Annotated in this window: 15 protein-coding genes; 2 read left to right on the top strand and 13 right to left on the bottom strand. The window is 70.2% G+C overall.

All coding sequences use genetic code 11. The annotated features are described in order from the left end of the window. From lysS to OV427_RS39295, 10 genes are all read right to left on the bottom strand, one after another. Positions 1-1,530, bottom strand: coding sequence for a lysine--tRNA ligase (gene lysS / locus OV427_RS39340; protein ID WP_267861371.1), 1,530 nt, complete (start codon positions 1,528-1,530; stop codon positions 1-3). 73 nt (positions 1,531-1,603) lie between these two features. Then, positions 1,604-1,987 carry an anti-sigma factor family protein gene (locus OV427_RS39335; protein ID WP_267861370.1) on the bottom strand — a complete coding sequence of 128 codons (384 nt, stop codon included), beginning with the start codon at positions 1,985-1,987 and terminating at the stop codon, positions 1,604-1,606. Continuing rightward, a complete protein-coding gene (locus OV427_RS39330) occupies positions 1,984-2,613 on the bottom strand; it encodes an RNA polymerase sigma factor (protein WP_267861369.1) in 630 nt (209 codons plus the stop codon). The genes OV427_RS39335 and OV427_RS39330 overlap by 4 nt, the downstream gene beginning before the upstream one ends. Before the next feature lie 196 nt (positions 2,614-2,809). Beyond that, positions 2,810-3,932, bottom strand: a protein-coding gene (gene prfB / locus OV427_RS39325; protein ID WP_267861368.1) for a peptide chain release factor 2 whose coding sequence is annotated in 2 segments (ribosomal slippage) — positions 2,810-3,862 and positions 3,864-3,932 — 1,122 coding nt in all. Because the reading frame shifts where the segments join, the coding sequence is not laid out codon by codon here. Positions 3,933-4,002: 70 nt separating this feature from the next. Continuing rightward, positions 4,003-5,328: a DUF4105 domain-containing protein gene (locus tag OV427_RS39320; RefSeq protein ID WP_267861367.1), complete on the bottom strand. Its 1,326-nt coding sequence runs from the start codon at positions 5,326-5,328 to the stop codon at positions 4,003-4,005. A 99-nt stretch (positions 5,329-5,427) separates the two neighbouring features. After that, positions 5,428-6,285, bottom strand: a complete 858-nt coding sequence (ybeY, locus tag OV427_RS39315; RefSeq protein WP_267861366.1) for an rRNA maturation RNase YbeY — start codon at positions 6,283-6,285, stop codon at positions 5,428-5,430. Between the two features lie 22 nt (positions 6,286-6,307). Continuing rightward, the gene (locus OV427_RS39310) at positions 6,308-8,800 is read right to left on the bottom strand and encodes an HD family phosphohydrolase (protein WP_267861365.1); all 2,493 of its coding nucleotides are present in this window, start codon (positions 8,798-8,800) and stop codon (positions 6,308-6,310) included. Between the two features lie 133 nt (positions 8,801-8,933). Continuing rightward, the gene (locus OV427_RS39305; protein WP_267861364.1) at positions 8,934-10,007 is read right to left on the bottom strand and encodes a PhoH family protein; all 1,074 of its coding nucleotides are present in this window, start codon (positions 10,005-10,007) and stop codon (positions 8,934-8,936) included. Between the two features lie 89 nt (positions 10,008-10,096). Beyond that, a complete protein-coding gene (locus tag OV427_RS39300) occupies positions 10,097-11,215 on the bottom strand; it encodes a DUF4388 domain-containing protein (protein ID WP_267861363.1) in 1,119 nt (372 codons plus the stop codon). 6 nt (positions 11,216-11,221) lie between these two features. Beyond that, on the bottom strand, positions 11,222-13,429 hold the full coding sequence (locus OV427_RS39295) for a hypothetical protein (protein ID WP_267861362.1): 2,208 nt from the start codon (positions 13,427-13,429) through the stop codon (positions 11,222-11,224). A gap of 117 nt (positions 13,430-13,546) precedes the next feature. Between OV427_RS39295 and mazG the strand changes: the two genes are divergently transcribed. Together mazG and rpsT are read left to right on the top strand one after the other, a co-directional pair. Beyond that, complete coding sequence (gene mazG / locus OV427_RS39290) at positions 13,547-14,746, top strand: nucleoside triphosphate pyrophosphohydrolase (protein ID WP_267861361.1); 1,200 nt, start codon at positions 13,547-13,549, stop codon at positions 14,744-14,746. A gap of 138 nt (positions 14,747-14,884) precedes the next feature. Next, entirely contained in the window at positions 14,885-15,148 is a 264-nt protein-coding gene (gene rpsT / locus OV427_RS39285; RefSeq protein WP_267861360.1) for a 30S ribosomal protein S20, read from the top strand. Between the two features lie 71 nt (positions 15,149-15,219). Here rpsT and OV427_RS39280 read toward each other — a convergent pair whose 3' ends face one another. The 3 genes from OV427_RS39280 to leuS are packed head-to-tail and all read right to left on the bottom strand — an operon-like array spanning position 15,220 to position 18,900. Continuing rightward, positions 15,220-15,738, bottom strand: a complete 519-nt coding sequence (locus tag OV427_RS39280) for an LptE family protein (RefSeq protein ID WP_267861359.1) — start codon at positions 15,736-15,738, stop codon at positions 15,220-15,222. Positions 15,739-15,769: 31 nt separating this feature from the next. Continuing rightward, positions 15,770-16,384 (bottom strand): hypothetical protein, encoded by a 615-nt coding sequence (locus OV427_RS39275; RefSeq protein ID WP_267861358.1) that lies wholly within the window; start codon positions 16,382-16,384, stop codon positions 15,770-15,772. 14 nt (positions 16,385-16,398) lie between these two features. Then, positions 16,399-18,900 carry a leucine--tRNA ligase gene (gene leuS, locus OV427_RS39270; protein WP_267861357.1) on the bottom strand — a complete coding sequence of 834 codons (2,502 nt, stop codon included), beginning with the start codon at positions 18,898-18,900 and terminating at the stop codon, positions 16,399-16,401. Between the last annotated feature and the right edge of the window lie 118 nt (positions 18,901-19,018).

The raw sequence follows: 19,018 nt of genomic DNA, 5'->3' as shown, positions 1-19,018 counted from the left end.
CTACTTCGCCAGTGGCTTGAGGAGGGGGAAAAGAATGACGTCGCGAATGCTCTGGGAATCCGTGAACAGCATGGCGAGCCGATCAATCCCGATGCCCTCACCGGCGGTGGGCGGCATGCCGTGCTCGAGGGCGCGGATGTAGTCCTCGTCGTAGTCCATCGTCTCCTGCTGGCCCCGCTGCTTCGCCTCCAGCTGGGCCATGAAGCGGCCCTTCTGGTCCAGCGGGTCGTTCAGCTCGGAGAAGGCGTTCGCGATTTCCCGCCCCGCCACGAACAGCTCGAACCGGTCCGTGACTTCCGGATTCGCATCATTGCGGCGGGCGAGCGGGGAGATGGCGGTGGGGAAATGGGTGATGAAGGTGGGATGGACGAGGGAGCCCTCGACGTGGTGCTCGAAGAGCGCGCCCACCAGCTCGCCATGGTTCATGGCGTCGACGGCCCGCCGCTCGGACTCCGAGTGGGTCGTCTTGAGCAGCTCGGCGCGGAGCCGGTCCGTGTCCAGCATGTCCTTGTCGGACAGAGAGCTGCCCACCGCCTCGCGGATGGCCTCCGTCATGGGGATGCGCTTCCATCCCTTGCCGAAGTCCAGCACGTGCTCGCCGTACTTCACCTTCGTGTCGCCGGTGACGGCCTTCGCCGCGGCGGAGACCATCTCTTCCGTGAGGTCCATCAGGTCCTCGTACGTGGCGTACGCCTGATAGAACTCGAGCATCGTGAACTCGGGGTTGTGCCGGGTGCTGATGCCCTCGTTGCGGAAGTTGCGGTTGATTTCGTAGACGCGCTCCATGCCGCCCACCACCAGGCGCTTGAGATGCAGCTCCGGGGCGATGCGCATGAACAGGTCGATGTCGAGCGCGTTGTGGTGCGTGGAGAAGGGCCGCGCCGCCGCGCCCGAGACGAGCGAGTGCATCATCGGCGTCTCGACCTCGACGAAGTCCCTGCTGTCGAGGAAGTCCCGAATGAAGCGGACGAGCTTCGTGCGCTTGAGGAACGTGGCCTTCACGTCCGGGTTGGAGACCATGTCCAGGTAGCGCTGGCGGTAGCGGATTTCGACGTCCGTGAGGCCGTGCCACTTCTCCGGCAGGGGCCGGAGGGACTTGGTGAGCGGAACGAATTTCGTCGCGGACAGCGTCAGCTCGCCCGTCTTGGAGCGGAAGACGGGGCCGGTGGCGGCGAGGAAGTCACCCAGGTCGGCGAGCTTGAAGACCTCGTAGCTGTCACCCAGGGCGTCCTTCTTCATGTGGACCTGGATTTCGCCGGAGCGGTCTCTCAGCTTGATGAAGGCGGCCTTGCCGAACGAGCGCATGGCGATGATGCGGCCCGCGACGTCGTAGGTGGTGGGCGAGGCGTCCAGTTCTTCAGTGGACTGGTTGGCGTGCCGGGCGTGGATGTCCGCGGCCAGGTGCTGGGGCCGGTAGCCGTTGCCATAGGGGTTGAAGCCGGCCTTGCTCCACTTCGCGGCCTTCTCCAGCCGCTGGTCGTAGATCTCCTGCTCCTTGGACCCGGTGTCGTCGTTCTGTTCTTCAGCCATGGCGCGCCCCTGCAAAGGCGCGGCACCGTAGCCAAGCCTCCCCCCGGAAGCAACGCAACACAGCGGAGGAAGGTCAGGGAGCAGCCATGAAGAGGAAGGCGGCCACCGCGGCCCCCAGGAGCAGGGGGATGATGATTTCCACCGGAACGCGGTAGTGCATGTGCTTCGTGTGCAGGCCGCGCAGGCCGAAGCGGCGCTGGTGGCGTACCCGGTTCATCACCTGCGTGGCGAGCGCGGGCGGAGCCTTCTCCCGCTCCACGCCCTTGAGGCGCTGCAGGGTGTACGCGTAGCCCTCCCAGCCCTTGCGGCAGTCGTCGCACCCGTCCAGGTGGGTGCGCACCGCCTGCGCCTTGGGGGCTGGCAGTTCGTCGTCGGCGAGCGCGAGGAACAGGGCCCTCGCCTCGCGGTGGTTCATCCGCGGGTCCACGTCCGGGAGTTTGCGATGGATGAGGGTCATGGCTCAAGCCGCCCCAGGAGGTCCGCCAGCTTTTCCCGCGCCCGGTGGAGCCGGCTCTTCACCGTGCCCTCGGGCAGTTCGGTAATCTCGATGATTTCGTCGTAGCTCAGGCCTTCGATGTCGCGCAGGGCCACCAGCATGCGTGCGTCCGGCTCCAGTTGGGCAATCGCCCACTGAACACGGGCACGCTCGCGGGCGGACTCGAGCGCCGCGTCCGGCGCGGGCGGAGCCCCGGGCCCGTCCACCCAGAGGGCACTGGCCTCGTCGTACTCCTCCGAGCGGCCGCGGCCCCGGCGCTTGAGGTACTTCAGCCGGTTGATGCAGTGGTTCTTCGTAATCCGGAACAGCCAGGTGGACAGCTTCGAGTCCTCGCGGAAGCGGCGGACGTTCTGGTGGACGCTGACGAAGATTTCCTGCACCAGGTCGTGCGCCTCCTCACGGTCTCCCACCATGCGCACGCAGAAGTCGTAGAGCCGGTCCTGGTGCGTGCGCACCAGCAGCTCGAAGGCGTCCGGGTCGCCGCGGCGCAGCCGGTTGAGCAACGCCACGTCCTGTCGCCGGGCCTCGGACGCCTCGGCGACGGCCGGCCCTTCCTGTCCGATTTCGAGCACGCCGCCCGACGTCACCGGTGTCCTCCCGCGACAGCCCCTCCGCCCGGGAGGTGCCACCGTCCCTTCAGCCTACCCCGTCCCCTGCCCCGCGCGCCCTGGGACAGCGGGGCTGGGAAAAAGGTTCCCGGGGTGCGTGGCGAAGCGGTTGGCCCGGGGCGTCAGGCCCCGGCCCCCAGGTGTGACAGGGGCCGGGGGAAACGCACTGGAGGGCCTAGTCCGCGCCCGCGCTGCGGTTGGGGTTCTTCACCCCGAGCAGCTGTGCGGTGACGAACTCATCCAGGTCGCCATCCAGCACCGCGTCCACGTTGCCCGTCTCCACGCCGGTGCGCAGGTCCTTCACCATGCGGTACGGGGCGAGCACGTAGCTGCGAATCTGCGAGCCGAAGGAGATGTCCTTCTTCTGCGCTTCCGCCGCGTCGCGCGCGGCCTCGCGCTTCTTCATCTCCAGCTCGAACAGGCGGCCGCGCAGGATCTTGAAGGCCATGTCCTTGTTGGCCGACTGCGAGCGCTCCGTCTGGCAGGTGATGATGATGCCGGTGGGCAGGTGGCGCAGCTGCGCGGTGGACGACGTCTTGTTCACCTTCTGGCCGCCCGCGCCGCCGCCGCGGATGAACTTCAGGTCGATGTCCTTCTCGGGGATGTCGATCTGGATGGTGTCGTCCACCTCCGGATAGACGTCCACGGAGGCGAAGGCCGTCTGGCGCCGCGCGTTGGCGTCGAACGGGCTGATGCGCACCAGCCGGTGCACGCCGACCTCCGCCTTGAGGTAGCCGTAGGCGAAGTCGCCTTCGATGCGCAGGGAGACGTTCTTGAAGCCCGCCTCCTCGCCCGGCACCTCGTCGTTGATCTCCACCTTCCAGCCCTTCGTCTCGCAGTAACGCGAGTACATCCGCAACAGCATGGCGGCCCAGTCCATGGAGTCCGTGCCACCGGCGCCGGCGTTGATGTCCATGAAGCAGCTGCTGCGGTCCTGCTCGCCGGACAGCATTCGCGCCAGCTCGAGCTTGGCGACGTCGCCCTCCAGACCTTCCAACGAGCCCTCCGCCTCCTTCGCGGTGTCCGCGTCGTTGGCCTCGGCCGCCAGCTCCAGCAGGGCCTGCGCGTCGTCCAGGCCGCGCATCACCTTGTCGTAGGAGCCCACGCTGGCCTCCATCGTCGACTTCTCCTTCAACATCGACTGGGCCTTGGCGTGGTCGTCCCAGAAGGTGGGGAGCGTGGACTCCCGCTCGATCAGCGCAATGCGAGAGCGCTTGCGGTCGAGGTCAAAGATGCCCCCGGAGCGCCAACACGCGCTCCCTCAGGCCGTTGATCTTCTCCATCGAATCGTTCGCCATGGTGTCGTCCTCGTGTCGGCGGCGGCATTCGCGCGCCGCGCTCGGGAAGGGGTTGAAAGAGAAAAAAGAGTCAGGGAGTCTTGAGCGAAGGGACGGCATCCCCCCGCCCGGCTGACGCGCGGCTCGAGCCGCGCAGGCGCGCCAGCACCCGGTCCAGCCCGAAGGCACCGGCCATGCCCACGGAGATGGGCAGGATGAGCGCGATGAGGCGCCAGTTGTCCTGGTCGAACGGGGGCAGCACTTTCAGCACCACGCCCAGCACGCCCGAGGCCGCCAGCACCAGCCACACCTTGGACAACCGCGCGCGCGCCTTCGCGCTGTTCCACATCAGCGCCACGCCGAAGGGCAGCGCCAGCAGCGTCAGCGGGTTGGCGAGGAAGAGATTCTCGTTCCGGTAGGTCACCGTGTGGTCCGTCACCAGCCACATGATGAACAGCGCCGTGCCGGGGATGCCGAGCAAGAGCCCCAGCACCACGTTCTCCAGCGCGAGCAGCAGCCTGGCCACCCGGCTGCCGCGCCGCTCCCACGCCGCCAGCCCCACCGCCGCGCCGCCGAGCGCCACGCCGAGCGCCAGAATCCAGGGGCCCCACGCCGGAGGCTCCGCGGGCGGGCGCTTGCGCGTGGGGGACTCGTAGTAGTTCCAGGTCTTCGCCGCCAGCGACTGCTGCGTCCCATCCGCGCCCTTCACCTGGAGCGCCGCCACCTGCATCTCCAGCTCGTCCGGGAGGAAGGCCTCCTCCCACTTCGTGATGGGATGATCGATTTCATCGTTCATCATGAAGTCGAGCAGCACGCTCATGGGCGCATTCACCGCGGTGTAGCGCCGCGTGTGCTCGCGCAGCGTCATGCGCCCCGGGGCCCGGTCCATCTCCTTCAACTGCCCGCCCGTGGCGACGTCAATCATGTCGCGCAGCCGGGTAACGCAGTTGTCGTTGTAATGATGGTACAGGTACTCGCGGTTCTCCGGCAGCACGTTGTCCGCCAGCCGCTTCGCGACGATGACGCGCTGCTCGGGGGTGAGGTTCAGCTCCTGGATGCGGACGTCGCGGTCTTCCGACTGGTAGTAGCGGAAGGTGGAACCGACGGACGAGTGGCCCACCCAGAACTCCAGGCGGCCCATGGCGAAGCGGGCCAGCATGGTGTCGTTGAAGGTGAACATCCCGTAGTTGTAGAGGCGCTGCTGCTGGAGCCGCTTGTCCTCCACCACCAGCGAGCCATGCCCCCACCACGAGGGCACGTCGTCCCCGGGGCTGAACGTCACCAGCCAGATGGACAAGTCTTCGCCCCGGCTCTCCCCGGAGCCCCAGGGCGGGATGGAGATCTCGCGCGCGTGGGCCGGGGCCGTCCACAGGAGCAGGCCAAGCAGGCAGGTGGCGATGAGTGACAGGCGGGGCATGGAGTCCGTCCAACACACGGGAGGCGGCCTACCTATCATGCGTACCGCCCGACTCAACCGGAGGATGCCGGATTGTCCGGCGGGGGGCCGAGGAAGGGCCTACATCAGGCTGCGGGCCCGGCGCGCCTTCGCATCCACCTGGAGCGAGTCCGCCACCATGCCGTTCTCGCCCAGCAACTGCTCCTCCAGCGCCGCCATCCGCTTCGCGTCGCGCGGCTTCTCGTGGTCGTGACCCAGCAGGTGCAGGAGGCCGTGCGCCAGGTAGCGCGCCATCTCCGCTTCCAGCGTGCGGCCGTACTCCTTCGCCTGCTTCTTCGCCGTGTCCAGCGAGATGACCACGTCGCCCAGCGGGCGCGGCCCCGGCGTGCCCTTGGGCAGCTCGCCCGCGGGGAAGCTGAGCACGTCCGTCGCCTTGTCCTTGTTGCGCCAGGTGCGGTTGAGGCGGCGGATGGCCCTGTCATCCACCAGCGACAGCGACAGCTCGCAGCCGGACAGGCCGAGCTGCTTGAGGTAGTCGCGCGCCCAGCCCGAGAGCATCCGCGAGTACTCGCGGCCCTGGTTGTGCGCCACCTGCACGGTGACGTGGTACTCGGCCTCGCGCGGCGCCGGCGCCTCCATGTGCGCCAGCTCCGGGCGGAAGGCCGGCGCGCACACGGACCAGTAGTCGCACGCGCCCTGCCCGTCGTTGCGGTACACCACCCGCTTGCCGCGCGGCACCAGGCCCACCTCGCCCGCGGACACGCGCTCGCGGCGGCCTTCCACCACCACCGTCAGCTCGCCGGTGAGGACGATGACCACCTCGTCGAACTCGGGGCGCTGTGCCGGCTCGGACCAGCCCGGTGGGGCCAGCATCCGCGCGACGGAGGTGGCCTCCGTGCCCGTGGTGGCCGCTCCCACGAACTCCTCGATGCGCTTGCCGTCGTCGCGGGGAATCAGCTTCCCCTTGCGGAGTCTCACGCTGTTGCTCCTCGCGCCGTGCTCATGACATCCCCGCGGTGCGCGCCTTGTCCTTGCCGTCCGACACCTTCATCCCGCCCGCCACCACCAGCGGCGGCGCCTTGCCCCCGCCCACCGCGCCCGCCGGGTACGCCGGCCGCGTGTGGTAGATGCCCTCCAGCGTGTGCAGGAAGGACTGCGCGATGAGGTTCAGGTCCTTCAGCGTCAGGTCGCACTCGTCCAGCTGCCCCTCGGAGAAGATGAGGTTGATGATCTTCTGTACCTGCGCCTGCAGCTTGGGCGTGGTGGGGTCCGGCATGGAGCGCGTGGAGGCCTCCACCGCGTCGGCGATCATCACCAGCGCCGCCTCGCGGAACTGGGGCTTGGGGCCCGGGTACCGGTAGATGCTCTCGTCGATGGGGGGCGCGCCGTCCTTGCCCTCCTGCTCCTTCAACGCCTTGTGGAAGAAGTAGCCCACCGTGCGCGTGCCGTGGTGCTGCGGAATGGCGTCCGCCACCAGCTTGGGCAGCCGGTACTGCCGGGCCATCTCCAGCCCCTCCGTCACGTGGCGCTTGATGATGACGGCGCTCATCGCGGGGGCGAGCTGGTCGTGCCGGTTCTCCCCCTTCTGGTTCTCCCCGAAGTAGAGCGGGTTCCGGCCCTTTCCGATGTCGTGGTAGTACGCGCACGAGCGCGCCAGGAGCGGGTTGGCGCCGATGGTCTCCGCCGCGTTCTCCACCAACGAGCCGATGATGATGGAGTGGTGGTAGGTGCCGGGCGCCTGGACGATGAGCTCCTTGAGCGCCGGGTGGTTGAGGTTGGCCAGCTCCAGCAGCTTGATGTCCGAGGCGTAGCCGAAGGTGGACTCGATGAGCGGCGTCAGCGCCATCACCATCACCGGCACGGCCAGGGTGGAGCCCACGAAGGCGCACAGCGCGGTGATGAGCGTGTCGCCCGCCAGCCCCTTGCCCTCCACGAGGAAGAGGAACACCACCGCCACCAGGTTCGTCGCGCCCGTCAGGAGGCCCGCGCGGAAGATGCCCACGCGGTCCTTGGCCTTGACGATGCGGTCCGCCGCCACCAGCGAGCCCACCAGCGTGTAGATGCCGAAGGCCAGCGAGTTGCTCAGCATGACGCCGGCAAGGCAGGCGAAGACCAGCGCGAAGAACAGCGCCAGCTCCTGCGTGAGGATGAAGCGCACCAGCATGGCGCCGGCCGCCACCGGGAAGGCGTAATAGAAGGCTTCTATCGGCAGCGCGGTGTACCGGTCCTGCACCGCGTCCGCGATGGACACCCAGACCTGGAGCAGGCCCAGCAGGCCCACCAGCAACAGGCCCAGCAGCAGCCCGTCCTTGCGCGTGGGCCGGAAGCGCCGGAAGGCCGCGCGGCAGAAGGCGTACGAGGACACCACCAGCAGCCCCACCAGCCCCGTGCCGCCCAGCTGGAGCCAGAAGAGGTCCAGCTGGTCCGTCTCCGCGCGCATGCCGCGCAGCATCACCAGGTGCGTCTCGTTGACGAGCTCGCCGTCGCCGATGACGCGCTGGCCCCTCTTGATGGAGATGACGGCGTCCTTCACCGCCTGCGCCGCCTGGGTGCGCCGCGCGTCCGTCTCCGCGATGTTGATGGTGAGGTTGGGCCGCACCAGCCGCTTGGCCAGCCGCAGCACGGCACGGCGCTGCACGCCGGGTGCGTCCGGCAGCAGGTTGCCGGGGATGGAGGCGAAGCGGTCCATCTCCTGCTGCGCCTCGCGCACGTCCACCACCTGCGGCGCGGCGCCGGGCAGCGTGTCCTCGCCCTTGTTCACCACGTCGCGGACGGTGAGCCCCTGGGGGGCCTCGCGCGCCAGCTCGTCACGCGAGCCCGCCACGAACACCGGGCCCCGCTCGGAGCGGTAGGCCCGCTCCAGCACCAGCAACGTGGCCGTCTCCGCCTCCGGCGAGAAGCGGGTGGCGTACAGCGCCTGGAAGTCCTCCGCCTCCAGCCCCGAGTCACGCTGGCCGAAGAGCAGCTCCTGGAACTCCGCCAGCATCGCCTCGCGGGCGCGGCGCTCACGCTCCACGTCCTCCGGAGAGGGCGCCTGCGGCTTGCGGCGGCGCCCCTCCTCGGGGTCCTGCTCGGCCTGCGCCTCGGCCAGCTCGTCCAGGCGCTCGCGCATGGTGCGGAAGGCGGCGCTCACCGTGGTGCGCAGGCTGCCCACCACGGCGGGGTTCAAGTCATACACGGGGCGGACGGCGCCACGCGCGTCCTGGCGCCGCTGCTGCGTCATGGCGCGGTGGACGATTTCGTAGTCGCGCGCGGCCTTGAACCCGGCCGGAGAGCTGGCCCGGAACGGCTTGCCGAGGTGCTCCTCGGTCAGCGCCGGAATCTGCTGGCTGTAGAGGCCCGGGGAAATGACGAAGCCGGCACCCACCGCCACCGCGAGCAGCAGGAAGACCTGGATGGCGCGCCGGCCCCAGACGCCATTGCCCAGTCCGAGGCGTTCGGCGAGCGCGTCCAGTGGACTGCGCCCGGGGGGCTGCGTTTCCGGTTCGGCCATGGGGGTCCTCACCCTAGATAAGGCGTCGCGGATCCATCAAGGACGCAACGCCAGGGAAAATTCACGAGGGTGGGATTCCGTACGCCCGCCCGCCAGGGTATGCGCGGGTGGGCGTACGTGGGCGTTCGCCCCGTCACTCGCTACCGACGGGCGCGGCGGCGGACTTCGGAGCCGAGGCGGCCGCCTCGCGGGCGACCTGGGCCTCGAGCTTGGCCAACTCCGCGCGGTCATACGCGCGGATGACTTCCTGGACGAGCGGGTGGCGGACCACGTCCACCTCGGAGAACTCCGCGAAGTGGATGCCCTCGACGTTCTTAAGCACCGAGCGCGCGTGGGTGAGGCCGGACATCTTCCCCGTGGGCAGGTCCACCTGCGTCACGTCACCGGTGATGACCGCCTTGCTGTTGTAGCCAAGTCGCGTCAGGAACATCTTCATCTGTTCCACGGTGGTGTTCTGCGCCTCGTCGAGGATGACGAAGGCATCGTTCAGCGTGCGGCCGCGCATGAAGGCCAGCGGAGCCACCTCCACCACGCCCTGCTCCAGCAGTTGCGCGGCGCGCTCGGCCGCCATCATGTCGTGGAGCGCGTCGTACAGCGGGCGCAGGTAGGGGTTCACCTTCTCCTGCAGGTCGCCGGGGAGGAAGCCCAGCTTCTCGCCGGCCTCCACCGCGGGGCGCGCCAGGACGATGCGCTTGACCTTGCGCTCCTGCAGGAAGGCCACCGCCATGGCCATGGCCAGGTACGTCTTGCCCGTGCCGGCCGGGCCGATGCCGAAGACGATGTCGTGCGCGCGGATGGCGTCCACGTACCGCTTCTGGTTGATGCTCTTGGGCGAAATCTGGCGGTTGCCGGAGCTCTTCAGCACGGGCCCGAGCATGACCTCCTGGAGGGACTCCGCCCCGCCCCGCCCGAGCACCTTGATGCCCTGCTCCACGTCCTCGCGATAGACGGGACGGCCCGCGCGGATCATCTCCTCCAGGTTCTCCAGGAGACGCACCGAGAAGGCCACGGCGTCGGAAGGCCCGGACAGGTGGAACTCGGTCCCCCGCTGTCCGACGCGGACACCGAGCCGCCGCTCCATCAACTTGAGGTTTTCGTTCTGATTGCCGCAGAGGGCCAGGGCGGTCGCGTTGTCACGAACGTCCACCTTGGCTGAGGCGGAGGTGGTGAGGACTTCGGGCGATTCCAACGTGGCGGGATTTCGCAATGCGGGTCGTTCCTCGGTCAGGACGTCACAACGGCTGACCACAACGTAACGCCGGGCCCCGGGTCGCGAAAGACGACTTTCGCCCGGGACTAGCGCAAGGGTGGCAGGAGAACGAACTGCCGGGCAGCAATCCGTCGGTAATAATACTGCTCCCGCCAGGGGTAGCTGAGCTCTTCCGACTCCAACAATCCTGCCTGTACCAAAGAATCCAGGCGTTCCGGGAGCTCTCCGCGTTCCAGCCGGAACACCTCGAGCGCCGCGGCGATGCGGACGCGCTGGGCCTCGGAAACATGACGCTGGGCCGCCGGATCCGTGAAGGACGTGGCGGCGAGGCCCTCGGGGCTCGCGTACGCGCTCCGGGAGACGACGAGGGCCAGCGCGGCCAGCACCACCATGGTGACCACCACGCGGCCCACCGTGCCCCCCACCCGGGCGAGCAGGCGCTCGTCTCCTGGCGCGGGCGCGCGCACGCCCTCCGGATGGACGGCGCGCGCGTACTCCCCCTTCACCAGGTTGAAGAGGGCCTTGCACGTCTCGAACTCGCCCAGGCAACAGACGTCCACGAGCTTGCGCAGGTCGCGGCCGGGGGCGATTTCCTCGTAGACGCGCCGCTCGGTGGGACCGATGGAGCCCAGCTCCCCGCCCTCTTCATCGGGCCGGGGCTGGGGCAGCGCCTTGAGGCGCTCGAAGGTCAGGTCGTCGCGGTGGATCTTCTTCCGGATGACGGGCCACTCGTCCACCATCCGGAAGCCCTCCATGAGCACCGTCTCGGCGCGCAGGGGGCGGATGGCCTCGGCGTCCGGCTCCACGGGCTCCTGGATGAACTCGTAGGTGCCCGACTTCCACGTGAAGAGGCGGTAGAGCGTCTCGGTCGCCTGGAGCTGCATCATCGACTGGAAGCGCTCGGCGGTGAGGGCCTGGGTGGAGACGAGCACGTCCCCCAGTCGCTTGAGGGTGCGCCGCTGCGTCTCCAGCGCGGCCTCCAGCTGCATCTCGGTGATGAGCTCGGAGCGCACCAGCATGTTGCCGATGAGGTCCTTGCGCTTCCGGGTGAGGCTCTCGGCCTTGATGATGTGGCCGTCCTTGAAGCCGACGCGGACCTCCTGGTCCTTGTTGCGGAAGTGCAGCGTGCCCGTCTTCTGCTGCTGCCCGATGAGCTGCAGGATGTCGCCGATGCCGAAGTCCTTCAGAGTTCCCTGGAGGGACATGTTCTCTCACTCCTCCCGCCGCAGCCGGCGCAGGCCGCGCAGCGACAGCAGGTGGACACCGACGAGCAGCAGCACCGCCGGCACCAGCTTGAGGTACAGCGGCGCGTCACCGTACGGCGCGCGCACCAGCCCGTGGTGGAGCAGCGTCGCGGCCAGCGCGAAGAGGAAGAAGAAGGCGTAGAGGGCGCCTCGCACCGGCACCCCCGAGGCGACGTGCCCCGCGCCCGACAGCACGGCGCCCAGCGCATACGACAGCCGGCCCGCCCAGGCCTGGTGGCGCTCCACCTGCCCCTGCTTGCGGTTGCGCAGCTGCTGCGGCACCAGCCCCTTGCGCGAGAAGACATTCACGCACTGGCCACACTGCTTGCTGCCCACGCCCAGCTCCGGGTCGCACCGCACGCAGACGGCGCGGCCGCAGCGCTCGCACACCTTCGCGGCCTTGAGCTTCTCGCCCGCCAGCCCCCACAGGGCCAGGAGCACCGCCAGCACCGCGGGCGCCGCCCAGGCCACCGGCCCCGGCGCCACGCCCGGCAGCAGCCAGCGCCCCAGCTGCGCCTCCACGCGGCGCCCCGCCTCCGTGCCGTCGGCGAGCGACAGCCACTCCGCCTCCGGCCGCGTCGGGGCCAGCACCAGGAGGTTCAGGAGCAGCCGCTCCTCGGGGGGAGGATCGCGGCCCAGCAGCGAGCCATCCAGCGCCTGCGCGGAGGCGATGGCGGTGGCGGCGCGGTCCAGCTCCTGGCCCACCTCCGAGTCCGGCAGCGTCTTCGCCCGGCGGCGGTGCACCTGGGCCAGGTTGTAGTGCGGCGCGGCCAGCGTCGGGTCCGACTGGGAGGCCTGGACGTAGAGCTGCGCCGCCCCATCCGCGTCCCCCAGACCCACCAGGGTGTTGCCGAAGCGGGTCAGCAGCCGCGCGTCGCCGCTGCGCAGCGCGGAGGCCGCCTTGTAGTGCGTCTTCGCCTCCTCCAGCAGCCCCCGGCGCGACTCATAGTGCGCCAGGGCATCCAGCTCGGCGAAGGTGGCCGCGCGGGACTCCTGCCGCGCGAGCACCCGCGCCATGGCCGCCTCCGCGGACAGGCCGCCGCGCTCCAGGAGGTAGACGTCCTCGGCGGGCGTGCCGGCGAAGGCCGTCACCCGCGCGAGCTGCCCGGCCGCCAGCGGCAGAAGCCCCACGCCCGCCACCAGCACCACCGCCACCGCCCGCTCCGCGCGGGAGAGGTACAGGGCCACCGCGCCCAGCAGCACCAGCAGCACCGCCACCCCGCCCAGCCCCAGCGCCACCGGCAGCACCAGCAGCGCCAGGCCCAGCAGCGCGGACTGCCACCGCGCCACCGCGCGCGGCAGCAGGTGGTGGAAGTCGTGCAGTGCGTAGCGCACGCGGCGCAGGAACAGCAGGCCCACCAGGGCCACGGCCGTGGCTGCCCAGGCCATCAGCACCAGCGTGCCCAGGTCCGCCAGCACCGGCCGGCGGTAGCGTGCGTCCCCCAGCAGCCCTGTGACTGCGGCGCGCGCCTCGCCCAGGTACCGGGACACGTTGCCCGGATCCGCCAGCGCGTACGCCTCCGCGAGCCCGAAGCGGGCGTAGGGCAGCCCCGGGGAAAGCTCCACCGCCAGTTCCGCCAGCCGCACCGCGCCGGCCATGTCTCCCGCCCGGCGCCGCACGGCGGACTCGCGCAGGAAGCCCACGCTGAGCGGCTCCAGGTCCGACGCCACCAGCTCCGCGCGCAGCGTCACCAGCGCCTTCAGCGCCGCGTCCGCGGAGGGCGTGTCATTCGTCGCGCGGGCCTGGCGCCAGCGGTCCCACACCGCGAGCACCTCCGCGTCCGTCATCCTCGGCGCCAGCACCTGGGACACGGCCTGCCGGGGCTGCGGGACGGGCACCGCGGGCGCCGCGACGGGGGCGGGCGGGGCCGGCGTCTTCGCGCTCGCGGGGACGGCCTCCACGGCCTTCGCATCCTTTGCCCCCTTGGCTCCCCGGGTGGCCTTCGAGGGCGGCGCATCGTCGTCCTGCGCGGGTGAAGGCTCGGGCTCGTCGGGGATGTCCTCCACGGGCTGATCCCCCGGGTCGTAGGAGGAGTCATCGCGCAGGTCGGGTTCGACGGCGCTCGGATCCACCTCCTGGAGGCGGGACGGCGCTTCAATCTGCGCGGTCGCCACCCCGGGAGCCAGAAGCGCGAGGCCGCAGAGGACGAGGGCGAGGAGCGGGTGGCGGATCATCCAGGGGGCGGATGATAGGCGACCCGGGTCAAACCACGAAAGCGAACGCCAACTCCCCTGCCCTCCTGCCCGCCTTTGTCCGTTCTGGGCGTTACGTCGCGTGCTACAGGACCGCGCATGGTGGACACGACGCGTAACCCCGGGGCCGAGCTGGAGCGACTGGTGGACATCATGCGGCGGCTGCGCTCCGAGGGCGGCTGCCCGTGGGACCGGGAGCAGGACCTGCGCTCGCTGCGCCCCTACCTCCTCGAGGAGGCCTTCGAGGTCCTGGAGGAGATGGACCGCGTCGGGTATGGAGGCTCCTGGCGCACGTTGTGCGAGGAGCTGGGGGACCTGCTCTTCCAGGTGGTCTTCCACGCGCAGCTGGGCGCGGAGCTGGGCGAGTTCACCATGGCCGACGTGGCGAAGGGCATCAGCGACAAGCTCACCCGGCGGCACCCGCACGTCTTCGGCGAGGAGCACGTGGAGGGCTCGGAGCAGGTGCTGGCCAACTGGGCGAAGCTCAAGGCCGAGGAGAAGAAGCAGAAGACGGGCAGCGAGGGCTCCGTGCTGGACGGGGTGCCCGTCGCCGCGCCCGCGCTGATGCGGGCCGAGCGCCTCACCGAGAAGGCCAGCCGCATCGGCTTCGACTGGCCGGACCTCGCGGGCGTGCGCGGCAAGCTGGCGGAGGAGCTGGACGAGCTGGACGAGGCCATCGCCTCCGGAAGCCGGGACGCCATGGAGCACGAGCTGGGCGACGTCCTCTTCTCCCTGGCCAACCTGGCCCGCTTCATCAAGACGCCCGCCGAGGACGCGCTGCGGATGGCCATCCGCCGCTTCACCACGCGCTTCCAGCACATCGAGTCCGAGCTGCGCGCCGAGGGCGTCCCCTTCGGCGGGGCCACCCTGGAGCACATGGAGCGGCACTGGCAGGCCGCGAAGGTGAAGGAGAAGTCCCTGCCGCCGCCCGCCTGGCTGCCCCGCGCCGCCCTGTCCACCCTGCGCTTCCAGGTGGCGGACCTGCCCGCCCAGCGCGCCTTCTGGGACGCGGTGGCGCCCCGGCTGGGGTGGGGCACCCTCCGCACCGGCCCGGACGAGGCCGCCTACGGCGATGCGGCCCTGCGCGTCGTCTTCTCGGGCCCGCGGGCGGGGACGGCCCCGGCCGGGGGTGGGGCGCTGATCCTGACGCTGGAGGCCCCTTCCCGCGGCGCGGTGGAGCGGCTGCGGGCCGCGCTGGAGGAGGTCCGCCCCGGCACCGGAGCCGGATTCCGGGAGGGACGCCTCACCTTCACGGACCCCGCCGGGCTGGTGTGGGAATACGCGACCTCCGCTGGTTGATTCTCACCGGCAGGTGCCCGGGATTGCGCACCCACAGTCCGGAAAACCCGATCGGATGCGCACACCTGCCTTGACGCCCGTGAAGCGTCGCAGTAAGGACGGCGCCTCTTTTAGCCTGCCATTCCGCTGGAGAATTCCTTGGCCAACACCAAGTCCGCAGAGAAGCGTCACCGTCAGTCCCTCAAGCGTCGCGCGCGCAACGTCACCGTCCGTGGCGAGGTGAAGACCGCCGTGAAGTCCGCCCGTGAGGCGCTCGCCACCAAGGGTGGGAACCCGACGGACGCGCTGAAGGCGGCCTCCAAGGCGCTGAACAAGGCCGCCTCCAAGGGCGTGCTGCACAAGCGCACCGCTTCCCGCCGCATCTCCCGCCTCGCCAAGGCCGCCGCGAAGGCCAAGGCCTGAGCAGTCCCCGGGGCCGCCTCGCGCGGTCCCTGTCTACCTGAGCAGGCTGCCGGGAGGAGGCTTCGGTCTCCTCACCAGGCGCTGGCCAGCCGATCGTACCCGTCGCGCATGAGCACCTCCGCCAGGCGGTCCAGCGCGGCCTGCCGGTTGGCCTCGGCCTGCAGGATGTCCCCCGTTCCCAGCAGGTAATCCTCGGTACCCCCCACCTGGGTCTCCTTGAGGACCTGTCCGTCCTTCACCAGCCTCAACCGGGCATTGGCGGAGATGCGGAAGTAGTTGCCGGTGATGGTGGGTGAGTTCCACACCGAGAGCACCGTGCCCTCCAGGCGCGCGTCGCAGGCCGTCCCGCTCGACAGCCGCCCCACCCGCGTCAACTCCTGGCGCAGGTAGCGCGTGAAGAGCGTCTCCAGCGTGGGCTCCGGCGTCTCGTTGGTGAAGACGGGAGCGCAGAGGGCCGTCACGCCTTCCGGCAGGCCCTCGCCCTTCCCGACGAAGCGGTAGCCACACCCCGCGCTGGCGGCCACGCAGGCCCCCCACACGCCCATGGCCAGGCGGAAGCGCTGCGACACGGGCGCGAAGGGACGCGACATGCGCGGCACCCTACCCGGCCGCCCCTGCCCGTCAAGCGCGAGGGCCGTCGTGCGGCCCCGGAGGCTGGGGCGGAGGCGGCTCCACGAGCGGCGAGCCCGCCACCCGGACGGGCACGCCCCGCGCGCGCACCACGTCCGCCAGCGTGTCCCAGGCGGCCAGCAGGCGCGCATCCCGCTCGGAGCCGCGGCGCGCCAGCCCCAGCGGCCAGCGCACCCTGCCGGGCGCGGACGTCTCCAGGACGAGCACGTGGGAGCGGCACACCACGGCCAGCAGCACGCCCAGCGCCGCCACTCCGAAGGACACCATCTTCAGGCCGGGCGCGCGGGCCACGAAGCCCAGGACGGCGAAGGCCACGAGGAGGAGTGCCTCGCGGAAGAAGTGCGTCTGCAATTCCATGCCGCGCAGGCTGCCCAGATCCACTTCCTGGGGAGACTGCGTGGGCGCGGCCCGGTAGGAGAGCCGCTCCCCCTCACCGGAGAGGGAGCGCCCACCGCCCAGGTCCGCGTCGAGGAAGGGCGCCCGGCCTCCCGGTGCCGCGGGCAGGGGCGCCTCCGGCAGCGGGGCCCCGCAGGCAATGCAGCGCGGGCCGCCCGCCGGCTGGGGCCGCCCGCATGCACCGCACATGACGAGGACTTCGACGGGCACCGAGGGTCCCCGCTCTAGCCGACGACGAAGTTCACCAGCCGCTTGGGGACGAAGACGAACTTGCGCAGCGTCTTGCCGGCCATCGCCGCCTGCACCTTGTCGTCCGCCTCCGCCGCCGCGCGCACGTCCGCCTCGCCCGCGTCCGCCGCGACACGAATCTCCGCGCGCAGCTTGCCGTTCACCTGCACGGCGTAGGGGATGACGTCGTCCACCACCAGCGCCGGGTCGAAGTCCGGCCACGGCCGGGACACGGTGAGCTCCTTGGAGCCGTACGCCTCCGACAGCTCGTCCGCGATGTGCGGGGCGAACGGAGTCAGCACCACCGCGAGCAGCCGGATGGCCTCGGCCATGGCGGCCTTCTCCGCGGGCGTCTCCGGCGTACCCTGCGCGTAGAGCGCGTTGATGCACTCCATGATGCCGGCGATGGCGGTGTTGAAGGACAGGCGCTCCAGCGCCTCCCCCACCCGCTTCAGGCACTTGTGCGCGGCACGGCGCGTCTCCAACGCCCTGCCCTCGTAGGCGCCGTCGTGCGTGGCGCCGGCCACCGAGGCGTGGTGCGTGGCCGCCAGCGTCCAGACGCGCTTGAGGAAGCGGAAGACGCCCTCCACCTGGTCATCGGACCAGTCGAAGTCGCGCTCCGGCGGGCCGGCGAAGAGCACGTACGCGCGCGCGGTGTCCGCGCCGTACTTCTGGACGATGGAGGCGGGCGCCACCACGTTGCCCCAGCGCTTGGACATCTTCCGGCCGTCCGGGCCGTTGACGATGCCCTGCGTAATCAGCCGCTTCACGGGCTCGTCCACCGGGCTGAGGCCCAGCAGTTTCATCACGCGGGTCCAGAACCGGAAGTAGAGCAGGTGCATCACCGCGTGCTCGGGGCCGCCCACGTAGACGTCCACGGGGAGGAAGCGCTGGGCCTCCTTCGGGTCGAACGGCGCGGCGTCGTAGTGCGGCGACAGGTAGCGCGCGAAGTACCAGCAGGAGTCGACGAAGGTGTCCATCGTCTCCGCCTCGCGCTTCGCGGGCCCGCCGCACTTCGGGCAGGTGGTGTTCACCCACGAGGGCACCTTGGCGAGCGGCGGCTCGCCCTTGCCCGTCAGCACCGCCTGGGTGTCGATTTCCGGCAGACGCACGGGGAGCTGGTCCACCGGCACGGGGATACCGTGGCGCTGGGGGTCGCACTTCTCGCAGTAGACGATGGGGATGGGCGTGCCCCAGTAGCGCTGGCGGCTGAAGCCCCAGTCCTTCTGGCGGTACGTCACCGTGGTCTTGCCCGTGCCGTCCTTCTCCAGCTTCGCGGCCATGGCCTCGCGCGCGGCCTCGGACGTCTGGCCCGTGTACTCGCCCGAGTCCACCAGCACGCCGTACTCGGTGTAGGCCGCCTCGAGCTTGCTGCCCTCCGGGAGCTTGTCGCCGGTGGCCGGCTGGATGACGACCTGGATGGGCAGGCTGTACTTGCGCGCGAAGGCGAAGTCGCGCGCGTCGTGGGCGGGCACGCTCATGACGGCGCCGGTGCCGTAGTCGCTCACCACGAAGTTGGCGATCCAGATGGGCACCGGCTGGCCGGTGAAGGGATTCACGGCGTGGGCGCCGGTGAAGACACCCTCCTTCTCCGCGTCCTCGCCCAGCCGCTCCGTCTTGGACTGGGCGGCCATGCGCTTCACGAAGACGTCCACGTCCGCGCGGCGCTCGGGGGTGGTCACCTGGGCGACGAGCTTGTGGTCCGGCGCGAGCACCACGTAGGTGCAGCCGAAGATGGTGTCGATGCGGGTGGTGAAGACGCGCAGCGAGGCGTCATGTCCCTGCACGCGGAAGTCGGCCTCGGCCCCGTCGGAGCGGCCAATCCAGTTGCGCTGCATGGAGGTGATGCGGTCCGGCCACTCCTTCAGCGTGTCGAGCGCGTCCAGCAGGTCCTGCGAGTAGCGGGTGATGCGGAACGCCCACTCGGGCATCTCCTTGTCCACCACGGGCGAGTCGCAGCGCTCGCAGACGCCGTCCTTCACCTGCTCGTTGGCGATGACGGTGTGGCAGCCGGTGCACCAGTTCACCTTGTTGAAGCGGCGATAGACGAGCCCGCGCTCCAGCATCTGGATGAAGAACCACTGGTTCCAGCGGTAGTACTCGGGCTTGCTGGTGTTGACCTCGCGGTCCCAGTCGTACGCGTACCCGAGGCTTTTGATCTCCTTCTTGAAGGAGGCGATGTTCTCCTCGGTACGCACCGCCGGGTGCACGCCGTCCTTGATGGCGGCGTTCTCCGCGGGCAGGCCAAAGGCATCCCAGCCCATGGGGTGCAGCACGTCGAACCCGCGCATCAGGTAGTAGCGCGAGTACACGTCCCCGATGAGGTAGTTGCGCACGTGCCCCATGTGCATCTTGCCACTGGGGTACGGCAGCATCTCGAGGATGTACTTCTTGGGTGCACCCGGGCGCTTGCCCGCCCGGAAGATGCCCGCCTCGTCCCAGCGGGTCTGCCACTTGCCTTCAATCGCCTGCGGCTCGTAACGCTCGTTCATCGCCATGTCCGATGGGTCTCTTATGGGAGGGCCGGGCCCGGGGGCAACACGTCTTTCCGCGTCACGCCCGCCCACTGTGTCTGCCGGACGGTGCGCGGGCCCCCTACGGGCGGCGGCTGATAGG

This window comes from Pyxidicoccus sp. MSG2 (genome assembly GCF_026626705.1).
GTDB lineage: Bacteria > Myxococcota > Myxococcia > Myxococcales > Myxococcaceae > Myxococcus.
Note: the sequence above shows the minus strand (reverse complement) of the source record. Positions and strands in the feature narration are given on the sequence as shown.